10 protein-coding genes and 2 pseudogenes are annotated in these 13,632 nt (G+C 67.8%); 5 read left to right on the top strand and 7 right to left on the bottom strand.

What is annotated here, in order from left to right; genetic code table 11:
* The first annotated feature begins 36 nt into the window (after window positions 1-36).
* Window positions 37-309: a hypothetical protein gene (locus RM788_RS00120; protein ID WP_315929366.1), complete on the top strand. Its 273-nt coding sequence runs from the start codon at window positions 37-39 to the stop codon at window positions 307-309.
* Between the two features lie 14 nt (window positions 310-323).
* On the opposite strand, the pseudogene RM788_RS00115 reads toward RM788_RS00120, so the two are convergent.
* From RM788_RS00115 to RM788_RS00090, 6 genes and pseudogenes are all read right to left on the bottom strand, one after another.
* Window positions 324-1,139, bottom strand: a pseudogene (locus RM788_RS00115) (transposase family protein).
* A gap of 424 nt (window positions 1,140-1,563) precedes the next feature.
* Window positions 1,564-2,058, bottom strand: coding sequence for a hypothetical protein (locus RM788_RS00110; protein ID WP_315929367.1), 495 nt, complete (start codon window positions 2,056-2,058; stop codon window positions 1,564-1,566).
* 266 nt (window positions 2,059-2,324) lie between these two features.
* Window positions 2,325-4,571: an ATP-binding protein gene (locus RM788_RS00105; RefSeq protein WP_315929368.1), complete on the bottom strand. Its 2,247-nt coding sequence runs from the start codon at window positions 4,569-4,571 to the stop codon at window positions 2,325-2,327.
* 794 nt (window positions 4,572-5,365) lie between these two features.
* Complete coding sequence (locus tag RM788_RS00100) at window positions 5,366-5,503, bottom strand: hypothetical protein (protein ID WP_315929369.1); 138 nt, start codon at window positions 5,501-5,503, stop codon at window positions 5,366-5,368.
* A 19-nt stretch (window positions 5,504-5,522) separates the two neighbouring features.
* Window positions 5,523-6,341 (bottom strand): Tn3 family transposase, encoded by an 819-nt coding sequence (locus RM788_RS00095; RefSeq protein WP_399342856.1) that lies wholly within the window; start codon window positions 6,339-6,341, stop codon window positions 5,523-5,525.
* Window positions 6,342-6,551: 210 nt separating this feature from the next.
* Complete coding sequence (locus RM788_RS00090) at window positions 6,552-7,814, bottom strand: MFS transporter (RefSeq protein ID WP_315929370.1); 1,263 nt, start codon at window positions 7,812-7,814, stop codon at window positions 6,552-6,554.
* A gap of 368 nt (window positions 7,815-8,182) precedes the next feature.
* On the opposite strand from RM788_RS00090, the gene RM788_RS00085 reads away from it, so the two are divergent.
* Both RM788_RS00085 and RM788_RS00080 read left to right on the top strand, forming a co-directional pair.
* Window positions 8,183-9,949, top strand: a complete 1,767-nt coding sequence (locus RM788_RS00085) for a M3 family metallopeptidase (protein WP_315929371.1) — start codon at window positions 8,183-8,185, stop codon at window positions 9,947-9,949.
* 170 nt (window positions 9,950-10,119) lie between these two features.
* Complete coding sequence (locus RM788_RS00080) at window positions 10,120-11,265, top strand: HesA/MoeB/ThiF family protein (RefSeq protein WP_315929372.1); 1,146 nt, start codon at window positions 10,120-10,122, stop codon at window positions 11,263-11,265.
* A 355-nt stretch (window positions 11,266-11,620) separates the two neighbouring features.
* On the opposite strand, the gene RM788_RS00075 is transcribed toward RM788_RS00080, so the two are convergent.
* Complete coding sequence (locus RM788_RS00075; RefSeq protein ID WP_399345333.1) at window positions 11,621-12,154, bottom strand: hypothetical protein; 534 nt, start codon at window positions 12,152-12,154, stop codon at window positions 11,621-11,623.
* On the opposite strand from RM788_RS00075, the pseudogene RM788_RS52805 reads away from it, so the two are divergent.
* Together RM788_RS52805 and RM788_RS00070 are read left to right on the top strand one after the other, a co-directional pair.
* Window positions 12,038-12,307: pseudogene (locus RM788_RS52805) on the top strand (recombinase XerC); the annotation flags it as partial. The gene RM788_RS00075 and the pseudogene RM788_RS52805 sit on opposite strands and share 117 nt — an antisense overlap.
* A gap of 60 nt (window positions 12,308-12,367) precedes the next feature.
* Window positions 12,368-13,498 carry an IS4 family transposase gene (locus tag RM788_RS00070; protein WP_315929374.1) on the top strand — a complete coding sequence of 377 codons (1,131 nt, stop codon included), beginning with the start codon at window positions 12,368-12,370 and terminating at the stop codon, window positions 13,496-13,498.
* Window positions 13,499-13,632 lie beyond the last annotated feature (134 nt).

Below are 13,632 nucleotides of genomic sequence, written 5' to 3'. Positions count from 1 at the left end.
ACGCGGTCGTGGTCGACTTGGGGCACCATTGCTGTCATGGGGCGCGAGACCAGCGACGAAGCGTACGTACTCGACCTGTGCGACCAACTGTTGAACGAGGACGGGAAACGTCAGGCCCGCTTCGATTGGTTGATCGGCGACCCAGGCAAGGACGGCCGTGCTCGCACACTGCCCGTTGACAGCCACTGGCCCCGGCACGCTCTGGTGGTGGAGTACCAGGAGATCCAGCACGACCGTCCTAACCAGCACTTCGACAAACCCGACCGACTCACTGAGGCTTTCCGAGTAACCATTCGTGGCGTTGTGTGATCAACCGTTGTGGATCATGTGGTTCGGTGGTTCTCGTGGTGCAGCAGGACAAGCGCCGCCCCGACGATGTCACCCAGCCTCCACGGGCAGCCGCGATAGCGACGCAGGGCCTTGTACGTGGTCTTGAGCAACGAGTTGGCGCGTTCACCCAGGCAACGCAGCGCGCCGTGGATCGCGTTGTAAGCCTGCTGATCCACGGTCAACGACGCGTCCGCGGGCTTCTTGACCGGGATCCGGAAGAGGCCGGGTTCGCCCTCATAGCCCAGATCGGCCAGCGCGAGGGCGCCATCGCCGATCCAGTCCGCGATCCGGCCCAACAGTTCCGGGTCGGTGCGGGCGGCACTCATGTCGTGCTCCCGGCCGGGCCGCACCCCGGAGGTCCACAACGGCCACCCGTCCGGAGCGGACACGACCTGAATGTTCCCACCGTGGTGCTTGTGTTTTCCACTCCACCACAGGTCCACCCCGACGGTGGGGCCGGGAGTGGAGATCCGGTCGGTCCGGATCAGCGTGCCGTCCACGATCACGTGCGAGTACCCGACGACCTTGGCCGCCAACAACGCGCCGTGCAACGACGGCGCGAGCGCCGCGATCCCCTCGTCGCGGTAGGCGTACGCCGTCGAGGACGAGATCCCGTTGTCGCGGGCCAACCCCGACATCCGGGTGTCGTCGAGGAATCACCGCAGCACCAACACCGCCTGCTTGTAGGTTCCCATCGCCCGAGTGGCCTTCCGTGTGCCCCGACGCACCCGTCCATCGTGCAACAGCATGGACAGGAACAGGACGCTGTCCTCCGACACGTCGAGCACAGCCTCGTATGCGACACTCATGACGCGCGGAACTCCTCGTGAAGATGATCTTTGGTAGGACCACCTTCATAGCGGGAGTTCCGCGTCTTTCGTCTCCGCCGCGCCCGAGGCGCGGCACCGAATCCACGGCGATCACACAGCGCCACCAGTCGTTACGCGGAATAGCTCACTGTCAGCGGTGTCCACCGCGGACTGCAACGCGCGCGGTATGACCAGCGCCGAAACGAGCAGATCCCGGCCCACGGACTGCGGCTGGTAGTGATCAAGCCAGCTGACCTCGCCTCCGATCGGCGAGGCCGACTGCTGCGGCACCGGGACGAGGATCTGCGTGCACTTCGCGCCAAGCTCGCGGAGTAGCCGATACCGCGTGCTCGGCACCGAATTCGCAATGTAAGTCCGGACAACCTGCCCTGCCAGCGTCCGAACCTGCTTTGCGGCTCGCAGATCAGCGCCGGGCACACCCGCAAGGTGCAGTCGGAGAGGGCACGGTGGCCTCGGCGACCCGCTCGGCGTGCACCCGGTTGTTCTCCGCGACTTGCGTCGCATGAGCCTGAACCTGCTGGGCATCCACCCGACTGGCTTCCGCAACCTGCTCGGCATGAGCCTGCACCCGCTCGGCGTGGGCCTGCACTTTTTCCCGCTGTGCCAGCTCAAGCTCCTGGGTGCGCTGCCGTCGCGCGGCCAGGTACAAAGCGAACAGTCCGCCGCCGCCGACGGCGACCGACGCGGCGAGCTTGAACACCTCGAGCACCGCGGTGGCCCGCTTGTCCTGCTCCAGTTGCAGGCCGTCGACCCACGTCCACAGCAGCACCGACGCCACAGCGGTCACGGCCAGCACCGCCACCGCGACCGCCGGAACCGTCCACCGCGGCAACGGCGGCCGCACCACCCCCGCTACCGGAGCAGGCGTGTTCACCGGGCTGTCCTCGGAGTTGACCATGTCTCTGCGGTCGTGCATCCCGCCCCCGGCGCTACACCGGACCCGGCACCCGCGACCGCGGTGCCGCGGACCGTCCCGACCCCTCGGGGGACTGGCGTCCTCCACACCCAACTTGGTCGGCTGACCTGTACATATAGCGAGGGCAGAGCCCCGGAGACGTCGCGAGCCGGGCTTACCGGGGCGGGTGCTGAGGAGACGACCGAGTGAACCCGCGCTTCCCGCACCGGCGGTCCTACCGACAGGCAACCGCCGCCACTCGGCCGCCTCTATGACGGTCTGATCGACGTCTGCTCCGGATCGAGGTCGTCGAGTTGCCGCTGTACGCGGTCGGCGTCGGTGGTGCGTCCCAACTGCCGGTACAGCTCCAGGGCTTCCCGCCATACCTCGCCGGTCTGCGCGTGGTGGCCGAGGGCGGCGTGGGGGCGGCCGAGGCTGTCGAGGACATCGGCGGCCGCGGCGGTGTGGCCGAGGGTGCGGAACAGGGTGAGGGCTTGTCGGTAGTGGTCGACGGCCTGGAGGTGGTGGCCGGTGTGGTGTTCGACGAAGGCCAGGCTGTCCAGGGTGGCCGCCTGGCCGTTGAGGTTGTGGTGGCTGCGGTGCAGGGACAGGGCGGCCTGGCAGTGGGTGCGGGCGGTGTCGTAGTCGCCCAGGCACGCGGCGAACCAGCCCACCTGGTTGAGCGTGATGGCCACCCTTCCCGGCTGGCCGAGGACGCGAAAGAGGTCCAGCGCGTGGTGGGCGTGCACCAGAGCCTGCCCGTTGTCCCCTCGAAGCTCCCACACCTGCGCGAAGGTGTGGTGGATGTGGGCCTGCCGCTCGAGGTCCTGGTGCAGTTCCGCGAGGGCGAGGGCTTGGCGCAGGTGGGTGATGGCCTGCTCGTGTCCTCCGAGCACGGCGTGGGCGTGACCGAGCCGTTGGTGGGCGTAGCTGCGGGTGGCGGGCGAGGGCAGGTGGTCGGCGGCATCGGTGGCGGCCTGCCACACGGCCAGATCGTCGTGGCGGTGCCCTCGCCGCCAGTGCAGGGTGCCCAGGGTCCTGGCCAGGTTCCACACGATCTGATGGCGGTGGTGCAGGGCGGCGGTGCGCTGGACGGCGAGCAGATGGGAGTGGTGGGTGTCGAACCAGGCCAGCGCGGCGGCGTGGTCGGACAGCGGGTGTGGCCGTGTGCCGGGCGCGGACGGGTCGAGCGGGGTCGGTGTGCCGTGGGGGTCCAGCAGGCGGTCGGCGGCGGAGGCGGTGTGCAGGTAGAAGTCCGTCACACGCTCCAACGCCGCCGTTCGTGCCGGTTCGGGGAGTGTGTCGTGGGCGTAGGCGACGGCGTAGGCGCGGACCAGGTCGTGCATCGCGTAGCGGCCGTGCGGGTGCCGGTCGAGCAGGGAGTGTTCCTCCAGGACGCGCAGGATCTTGCGTGTTTGCGGCGGTGGCAGGCCGGTGAGCGATGTGACGGCGGACAGGTCGGTGTCCGGGCCGGGGGTGATTCCGAGCAAGGCGAACACCCGTCGCTGCGGTTCGGTGAGGTGGCGCAGGGACCAGGACAGCACCGTGGGCAGGCTGGCGTCGGGATCGTCGTGGTCGAGCATCTCCAGCCCCAGGTCGCGTAGTTCGGTGGCGAACTCGACCAGCGGGATGGTGGGGCGGGTGGCGGCGTGGCGGGCGGTGATCGTCAACGCCAGCGGGTGGCGCCCGCACAGGCCGATCAGCTCGGCGGTCGCACCGGGTTCGGCGGCCACCCGTTCGTCGCCGAGGCGTGCGGCCAGCAGGACGCGGGCCTCGTCGTGGGTGAGGACGTCCAGTTGCAGGTGGCGGGCGCCGTGCCGGTCGATCAGGGACGGCAGTGTGGTGCGGCCGGTGACCAGCACCGTGCAGGTGGGGCTGCCGGGCAGCAGCGGGACGACCTGGTCGGCGGTGGCGGCGTTGTCCAGCACGATGAGCATCCGTCGCCCGGCGACCAGGCTGCGGTACAGCGCGGTCTGCGTGGCCAGCTCCGGCGGGAGTCCGCCGGGGTCGACGCCGAGGGCGTCGAGGAAACCGCGCACCGCGTCACCCGGTTCGACCGGTCTCCCGGTGGGGCTGAACCCGCGCAGGTCGACGAACAGCTGCCCGTCGGGGAACCGGTGCAGGTTGCGGTGCGCCCAGGCCAGGGCCAGCCAGGTCTTGCCGACCCCGCCCGTCCCGCCGATGGCCGAGATCATCACCGCCGTGCCCACCGCAGGGTCGACCGGGACCGTTCCCGCCGCGATCGCGTCCCGACTACCGGGTACGGCGGTCAGGACACGGTCCAGCTCGGCCGACTCCGCCACCCGCCCGGCGAACACCACCGGCGCGGCGGGCAGTTGACGCGGCACCACCGGCGCGGGCGGAGGTGCCGCGTGCAGGTGCACGTCACCGTGCATCACACCGGCCTGCACCACCGCACCCGCGGCGCCCGACACCGTGTTGCGCACCTCCGGCTCGCCTCCCCGGCCGCGGCCCGCGGCCTCGGGGTCCTCGGGCTGTTCAGGTTCGGGTGTCACCAACCCGGACACCTCCCCGACCCGGACCCATCGGACAGGTCCCCAGGAGTCCGCCTACTTCGCGGAGTACGGGGATGGGTGTCCGTTGTGGATGGTCGTCGAGTCCGATCATCGTTGGGGCGCAGGGCTTCGCGGCTTGTGACGGTGATCAGGCCGAGTCGGCGGTCGGCCGGTGAGTCGGTCGGGCAGGTTGTGTTCCCGGAGCCGGTGATCACGACGGCGCCCGTGCTGGCGGAGGGGGAGAGGCCGTTCATCGGGCCCTGGCGCGGGTCGACCGCCACGGTGACCGGCGGCTGGGCGGGTACCGGCGCCCTGGTGGAACGTGTTCGTGACAACCGACCTCCCGCCATGCCGCTCAGACACCCACCCGGTCAGGATCGTGGAATCGCGTCCGGTGCCACCACCGCCGACCGGGTGTCGTGATCACCGTGCTGGTCCACTCGGCCACCTGCGGACAGCCTTGCCGGACACGGAGCGCGGGCGGTATCGACCTCGCAGACATGGCCGCCCGCTGCACTGCGCGATCACCTGGGTCTACCTCGCACGACGCTGACCCCGCCACTGGTGGGCGGTGGGCGATGGGGCCTTGCCCTGGGGATCTCAGTCCTCCGATTCGCCCCATGCCTCCGGGCTGTCGAAGACCATCGGGTTGCTCACGAGGGTGGACAGGAAGTCGGTGACCATTGGGACGTCCCGGCTGGCCAGCCGTATCAGCGCTATGGGGGACCGGCGATCCGGCCCGCGACCTCGGTGAACGGCCGCAGTCGACGTCGTCCGTCGGCGCGGGGGCGTGGCTAGCAGACCAGGCCGAGCCAGTCGGCGTAGGAGACGAGGTCGGGGTTGGCTCGGCGCAGATCCGCGCCGCCGCGACCCTGCTGCACCGTCACGCCGAACACCCCGACCTCGTGGAACCTCTTCGCGGCCACATCCAACCGGTGATCCACACGGTTCTCAGGTAGGCCGAGCCTGGCTGCTCGCGGCCGTTGTGTCTGGCCACGCGATCCTCGGGGGAGTCGCTGCGGCACTCGCCTCCTGCTGGCCCGGCATGCTCTGCCCGATGCGTTCCAACGCATAGAACCCGGCCAGCCGGACCGCGGCTTTGTCCGATCCCAGTTGGTCGAAGGCTTTCGCGATGGCCTCGCCGAGTTGGGTGGGGTGCCCGTCGCGCGAGAGCATCCGGATCACGTCGTGGGCGCGGACGGCGCCGGTGTGGATGGAGGCGACGATCCGCAGGATGTCCTCCCAGTGCTGGGCCGCCCGCGTGAGGTCGACGCGGCCGCGGGCGGCGGTGGTGAACGGCCCGTAATCGGCTTTCGGGTCGATCCGCCACAGCTTCTGATCCGGCAGGTCCGCGAGCTGCGGGCGGTAGGTCCAGCAGCTCGCGAGCGACAGGAGTCCGAACACGATGTCGCTGTAGGACGCGGTGTCGGTGACGGTCATCTGCGGTTTCACGCCGCCGTCGCGGTCATAGAGCACGTCGAGCACGTGCAGCGAGTCGCGCGGGGTGCCGCGACGACCTTCGCGACGAGCCCGGCGGTTTGGTCGTTGACCATGTTCAACCACGTCGCCCCGCGCGACCCGCGGCCGCGCGGGAAGTGCCGAGGGTTGGGCCGAGTGCAGGGTGCGGACCGGGACAACGAACCGCATCCCGTCCACCGACGCAACGTGGCCGCCACCCCACAGCCCTGCCAAACCGATCCCGGCTTGGGCCTCGATCGGGCCACCCGACAGTGCAGATGGACTGGGCGTTCCGGCCGAAGGGGATCGCACCCTTCGCTGGTCTGCGGCCACGCAGCCAGCGGCGGGGCTGGACAGTTCCCTGGACGTGCCCACCCCGATCGAGTGTGAAAGACTTCACGCCGCCCCAATCGTGGCATGAAGTCCACCAAGTCGACTCTACGAAATCCAGGGCGCATCACCGACTCCGCAAGGCCCAGAACGCATCAGTTGTGACAATTGCGGAACCGCGCATGGCAGTCATCACGACGAGTTCCTACCCGCGGGCGTGGCCTCGGTGGATTCCACGCTGGCAAGGCTGCTGCGCAGGCCGAGAAGCCCGACGAAGGCACGCAGACCAGCGCCGACCAGGATGATCAGGACCATGTTGTGCAACATGCTTTCCAGGCTGCCCGCGACGATCGAGGCCAGCGGGATGCTGGAGAAGGCGATCATGCGAGTGGTCGCAACGACCCGGCCGAGCAAATCCCGCCGGACTATGCGCTGACGCAATGTGAACCAGGCGACCACGTTCATCGATCCCAAAACGAACACCAACGCGGACACCACGGCCACGCCGATGGGATCCCGGAAGACCACCAGCAGCGCTGTGGTCAGCCCCGCGGCCACCGTGGACAAGGCGATGGTCCTGCCGTTGCCGAGTCTGCGGATCACCTTCGGCGCGAGCAGTGAGCCGAGCAGCGCGCCGCCGCCCTGGGCGGCGAACACCATGCCCACGGCTGTGGATGACATCTCGAGGTAGGTCGTGAGGTAGTAGACGAGGTTCGCCTGGATCAGCCAGATGGCGAAGTTGGTGCCGGTGAACAGCAGGCTTCCCGCGAGCAGCGGCCTGTTCTCCCTGGTGATGTAGCGCAGTGCCTCCCTAATGCCGCTGATCATGCGCACGGGCGTGGTCTCGACCGCTGCGGGTGGTCGAGGCGTCACCCGGATCAGCAGGATGATGAAGGCACTGGCGACGAACGAAAAGGCGTCGATGTAGATGGCGGTCTCGAACCCGACAAAGGCGACAAGGCCGCCGGCGAGCACCGGACCGGCGAGGCTGACCACGTTGTCACTGGACTGCAGCAGCGCGTTGGCGCGGTCGAGGTTATTGGCGCGCACCACGTCAGGCAGCCAGCCCTGGAACGCCGGGTGGTACATCGGCTCCACCGACGACAGCAGCAGCGCCACGGCGTAGATCAGGATCAGGTGCACTGCGCCGACCGACACCATGATCGCCAGCGCGAGCGCGAACACACCAGCTACGAGGTCACCGACCACGAGTAACCGCTTTCGGTCAAAACGGTCGGCGAACACCCCGCCGGGCAGCGACAGCAGTAGGAAAGGTCCGTACTCCAAGGCGTAGAGCGCCGCGGTCTGCAGCGCTGATCCGGTCAGGTCGAGCACGAGCAGGGGCAGCGTGATCCGATAGATCCAGGTCCCCGTGTTCGAGATGACATATGCCGCCCACAGCAGGTGGAAGCGCGAGCCCAACCCGCCGCCCCGCTTATCCACATCGTTACCCATAGTGTTCCTCCGGTACGGGACCAGGACCGACATGACGCTATCAATAGCGCCGGGATGACACGTGAACCGCCAATGCCCCATAAGGGTGATCTAGTGCGACCCTTCGGTCCACTGTCATCTATGAGTTGTTCGTCTTAATCTGTCAATATGGTACGGATTTCCCGGTCGAGAGCCCATTCGGAGGCATACCTGCGCAATCTCTGACCGCAATTATCGGGATCTTGGGACTTGCCGCCCACCCGAATGGACCAGTGAAATGGATTGACGAGGGCGGATTGCCTGATTAACCTCCACAGGGGGACGGCGAAATGTCGTACGAAGTGGAAAAATAGTTGACCAGGGTGACATTATCCGGGGAGTCGGTAAATGTGTTCACCGATGTGGACGCGTGCGCATTGATATCCGACTTGGATTTGATCACGCAGGAGCTAGGACGCTTTCGTCGTATTTATCGAGGTATTTTGGCTACCCTAGCCGCTCCCGAACTCGCGGCCGCTGTCGCGGAAGCGGAGCAGATCCTGACCCCGCTGTTGGAAGCCAGTGCCTACGCCGAGGCCAGGCTGGCCGCGGACGCCGACGACGAGACCGGCGCCGAGGTCCTGGATCACTGCGAACGGCTGTGGTCGCGGGTGGCGTCGACATGGGACTTCTTCGAGCCCGAGTTGGCCAGGTCGAGGGCGGAGGATGCGTCGCACGCCACCGAGTTGGACCGTCACCGCAACTACCTGGCGCGACTGCGCGCCTCTGCCACGTTCCAACCCGCGGAACCGGTCGCCTCGGTGATGGCAGGGCTCGATCCTGTGCCAGCGTGGGAAACCCTGGCCCGTCAGATGCTTGCCCGGATCCGGCCCGGTGGCGAGCCGCTGGGCGCCGTGCTGCCCGCGCTCTACGCGCCCGACGTGGAGTTCCGCAGACGTCGTGCGGACGATGTCAGCTCGGCCCTGCTCGCCGAGGTGGACCTGCGGGCATCCGTCCTGGGCGGCTTGGCACAAGCACGCGCGGCGCGCGCCGAGGTGTCCGGGGCACGAGACTGGGCCCACGCGGAACGTGTGGCGAACCAAGTCGATGACCGAGACCTGGCCGCGCTGCTGGAGACGGTGCGCGGCTCGTTGGGAACGGTGCACAGGTACTACAGCTGGAAGCGGACGGCATTGGGACACCCGCTCAGTGATTCCGATCGCTACGCACCGCTTCCGGGCTCGCCTGGCGGCCACTCCTGGGAATTGACCCGCGAGGTGGTCCTGGAGGCGTTCCGTCGAATAGGCGGTCGGGTGGCCGACGTCGCCGCGGAACTGCTGGACTCCGGAGCGGTCGACGCCTTTCCGCGACAGCGGAAGACTCGCGGGGCGCTGACCTTCGGTTTGCCCTCCGGGCGGGTGGCGGTCCTGCTCAACTTCACCGGTGTGCAGCGCGACGTACTGACCTTGGCGCACGAGCTGGGTCACGCAGCGCATCTGAGGCTTGCGGTCGGACGAGGCGCGTTCACCGCCACCGCCCCTACCGTGCTCGGTGAGACCGTCGCGTTGTTCACCGAGTCGGTGGCTGCCGATGTCCTAGCCGAACGTGCGGACGATGCAACGGCCCGAGTCGCGCTCACCGCCCGCACCGTCGAGGACCGACTGGTCGCGGTATTCCGCCAAGTAGTCCTGCACGACTTCGAGGACTGGTTACACACGGCCGGAGGGCGGTCGGAACGGTTGGACGCGGAGTCGTTGGCCGAGCGATGGATTGAGGGGCAGCGCCGGTTGTACGGCGATGCGATACAGCTCACTGACGGTTATCGACACTGGTGGAGCTACCTCGATGAGTTGTTCCTGCGTCCAGGAGGTCGGTTCGCCTACCCATACGGCCAACTGGCGGCCATGGCGCTGGCGGCCCGCTTCCGTGAGACGCCCTCGTCGTTCCGCCCCCGGTTCGAGTCGTTGTTGTCCGCGGGCGCCAGCGCTCCACCTGCGGAGCTCCTCGGTGAGCTGGGAGTGCATCCCGACGATCCGTGTTCCTGGCAGGAGGGCGTGGACGCGCTCATCGCCCAGGTCGACGCGCTGCGAGCCGATCGACCCGACAAGCGGTCCGATGACCGTCTGTCCCCGAGTTTTACCCGTGCCGAGCACAACCAGGAGGTGATCACGCCATGACCATCACGATGAAGATTCGCAAGACCAGCACCGCAGCCAGCGCCAACGAGGGCTGATCGCAATGAACGCCCGCTGGTGGACCGCGTAACGGGCGGTCCACCAGCGGGCGACTCCATCTTAGTCTGCCGACAGGCCTCGATCCCCAGCCCACTTCGCTACGAGGAAGCCCGATGACGCAGCCGATCCTGCCCAAGCTCAAGCACATGACGCCCGCGTTCGCCGTCGACGGCATGCTCTACATCAGCGGCTACGGCCAGGTAGCCGAGATCCCCGACGACAACGGCGCGATCCACCGCATGTGCCGGCTGCTCGATGGCACCAGGACCGCCGCGGAGGTGTATTGCGACCTGGCCGCAGATTATCCGGAGATCACCGCGGCAGAGGTCGAGGCAGCCATCGCCCAGTTCGACGAGTCAGGATTCCTGATCAATGGCGCGGTCACCCCCGACGGGCTGCTCGACGACTACGAGCAGGCGCGCTGGGCCCGAAATATCAACTTCTTCGGATCGTACTGCTCCCTGGCTGACAACCAGTTCCAGTACCAGCGCACGCTCCTGGACGCACGGGTGACGCTGCTGGGGCTGGGTGGCTTGGGCTGCCACATCCTGCAGGATCTGGCAGCCATGGGGATCGGTCACGTGCGGGTCGTCGAGTTCGACCGCGTCGAGATGTCGAACCTCAACCGTCAGATCCTCTACCGCGACGCCGACATCGGTCAGCCCAAAATCGACCTGGCAGTGGATCGCATCCGGCAATTCAACCCCCGGATCGACATCGAGAAGATCCCCCGCCGCATCGAGAACACCGACGACGTGCTCGCCGCTGTGGACGGCGCCGACGTGGTGATCTCCGTGGCCGACCGGCCCAAGATGGAGATCAACCACTGGGTCAACGAGGGGTGCGTCCGTGCGGGCGTCCCCCTCGTCACCGGCGGTCTGGACACCCAGCGCGCCGTGTACTTCACGATGGTGCCCGGCCAGACCGGCTGCATCGAGTGCTGGCGCCTCGGCGTGTTCCGGACCGACCAGGTGTCGGCGACGTTGCTGGCGGAAAAGCGCGAGCGCCAGATCGGTGGTGACAATGCTGCGTTCGTCCCTCTGGTGACCATGGTGACCGGTCTGCTCATCGGCGAGACAGTCCGCCTGTTAACCGGCGTAGCACCGCCGGTGGCAGCGGGCAGACTGATGCAGTTGCGCTTCGACGACTATGAGATGACGGAGTACGAAACCTGGAAGCGGTTGCCGGACTGCCCGGTCTGCGGCACCTCCACACCGACCGGTCCGCCTGCGACGCTGAAAACCAATCAGCTCGCCTGAGCAGCTTAGAGGCTCCGGCACATGATGATTACCTGAGGCGATGGGTGGTGGGACGCCCTTCCCACCGGTAGATCTGGCGGGCTGACCGGCGGGCGCGGTGGAGGTGACCGTGCTGCGACCCGACGAGCATGCACCAACCGCTGCTGCGTGAAGGATCTGCCATCTACAGGTCTTGACTGCGGTCGGCGTCGGGAACCAGAAGCGTGTCCGCGTGGATCAAGGCGTCGTCGGCGAATCGAGTGAGGTCGAGTTCGAGCAGGATCTCGGCCTGCACGACCAGCGCTCGTGCCGCTTCGAAATTTCCTCGTGGAGGCCACCCTCAAGGTGTCGTCGTAGGACGGTGAGCCGGGTTGGATCACGTGCTCCGGTTGAGGGTTGTGATCAACTCCCGGTTGGCCGTTCGCGCGGCTTCCAGTTCCTGATCGTGTTCTTGGAGCTGGCTAAGCAGGTCGACGACCAACTGCTCCAGTTCGGTAATCCGGTGTTGGAGCTGGTCGACGTCGGCTGAAGCGCCCAGCCCGGACTTTCGCCATGCCCGCTCGCCGAGCAGTTCGGACAGCTTGGTCTCCGACTGCCGGATGTGGGCGGCCTGCCGGATGGCCTGCCCTTGCGCATTGGCCAGGTCTGCCTGGAGTGGAGCCCGGCTGGCCATCGGCACCTCGCCTTGGGCCACCCCAGCCCATTGCCCCGTCCACACAGGGCGCCACGCTGCACCGCGACCTTGATGGCCGAACTCCCCCACCACTCGGGGGTGCGCTCGGCCGAGGTCGCGGACTTGGAGGTGGCCGACGTCCGCATGTCCGCCCGAAAAGGGCGCCTGATCATCCGAGGCAAGGGCGACAAGCGGCGGGAAGTCCCGATCAACGCCGCTTTGCGCGAACGCCTTCAGGCCTGGCTGGACGTACGGCCGCAGTGGCCCGGTGCCGAGTTCCCTTCGCTGCTGCTGGCCGAACGAGGCCACGGGCTGACCTCGCGCACCGTGTACGACGCACCGGCCTGGGCAGCGCCACACCCAGATGCAGGCCCAATGGTCATGAGTTAAGTGATCATCTGGCATGATGAGCCGATGGCGAGTCAGGGTGCCCGGGCTGGTGCGAGTCGGTTGATCGATGACGTGTCGATCGGGTTGTTGGCGACGGTGTTCCCCGATGTGATGGTCGAGGCCGCGTTGGACGACTGCGATGCCCGTGAGGTGCGGACGCGTGCGTTGCCGGCGCGGGTGGTGGTGTTGTTCACGCTCGCGATGTGGCTGCACCACGGCAAGGGCTATGTGCGGGTGTTGACCGCGCTGCTCGACGGGTTGCGTTGGGCTCGGGGCGGCTGGGACGGCTACCGGGTGCCGACGGACGGGGCGATCTCGTTGGCGCGGGGCCGTCTGGGCGACGCCCCGATGCGGGCGTTGTTCACCGCCTCGACGATCCGGGGTTCGGCTGCCGTGGTCCCGGAAGCGGCCTGGCGGGGGCTGCGCAAGGTCGCTGTCGACGGGACGGTCTTCGACGTGCCGTCCTCGACGCGCAACGCCGAGGCTTTCGACATCCCCGCCGGCGGGGTCCATCCCCAGGTGCGCCTGGTCGTGCTGGCCGAGTGCGGGACCTTGGGGCTGGTGGGCGCGGCGTTCGACTCGATCGGTGTGGGTGAGCGGGAACTGTTCGAGCGGTTGCTGCCCGATCTGGGTGAGGGCATGCTGCTCACCGCGGATCGAGGGTTCGCGTCCTACGAGTTGTGGGTGAAGGCCGCCGCGACCGGGGCGCACCTGTTGTGGCGGGTCTCGTCGGCATTCGCGTTGCCCTGTGTCGAGGCCCTGTTGGATGGCACCTATCTCAGCGAGTTGCGTGGGCGTCGTCGGGCGGAGCGGGTCACGGTGCGGGTCATCGAGTACTCCGTCGTGGACGACGTGGGTGTCTCGGAGGTGTTCGCCTTGATCACCACGCTGCTGGACCCGGTGGTGGCCCCGGCGTTGGAGTTGGCCCGGTGCTACGCGGACCGGTGGGATATCGAGGTGTTGTTCCGCCTGGTCAAGGTGGATTTGCGTGCGCCGGGCGGGGTACTGCGTTCTGGCACCCCGGTGCTGGTGCGCCAGGAACTCTGGGCTTTGTTGTGTCTGTATCAGGCGTTGCGGACCCTGATCATCCGGACCGCGGTGATCGCCGCCCTCGACCCGACCCGGATCAGATTCCTGCCCGCCCTCGATGCTGTGAAGGCCTCGGTCGGTCGGGCTTTTTCCCCCTCGTGACCTGGCCAAGGCGCTGGCGTTCTTCCTGGCGGACCTGCCCACGATGCTGATCAGGGAACGGCCGGAGCGGACCGCGCCGATCGTCACCACCCGTCCCAGCCTGCGCTACAAGACTCGAAGCCGAACCGACCCCG

The sequence above is a fragment of the Umezawaea sp. Da 62-37 genome, assembly GCF_032460545.1.
In the GTDB taxonomy this organism is placed as follows: domain Bacteria; phylum Actinomycetota; class Actinomycetes; order Mycobacteriales; family Pseudonocardiaceae; genus Umezawaea.
This window is presented reverse-complemented; position numbering and strand designations above follow the sequence as displayed.

Bases quoted from the DNA above. Each gene is read 5' to 3' on its own strand.
- RM788_RS00120 (WP_315929366.1), top strand. From the start codon at position 37: ATGGGGCGCGAGACCAGCGACGAAGCGTACGTACTCGACCTGTGCGAC.
- RM788_RS00110 (WP_315929367.1), bottom strand. From the start codon at position 2,058: ATGGTCAACTCCGAGGACAGCCCGGTGAACACGCCTGCTCCGGTAGCG.
- RM788_RS00090 (WP_315929370.1), bottom strand. From the start codon at position 7,814: ATGGGTAACGATGTGGATAAGCGGGGCGGCGGGTTGGGCTCGCGCTTC.
- RM788_RS00080 (WP_315929372.1), top strand. From the start codon at position 10,120: ATGACGCAGCCGATCCTGCCCAAGCTCAAGCACATGACGCCCGCGTTC.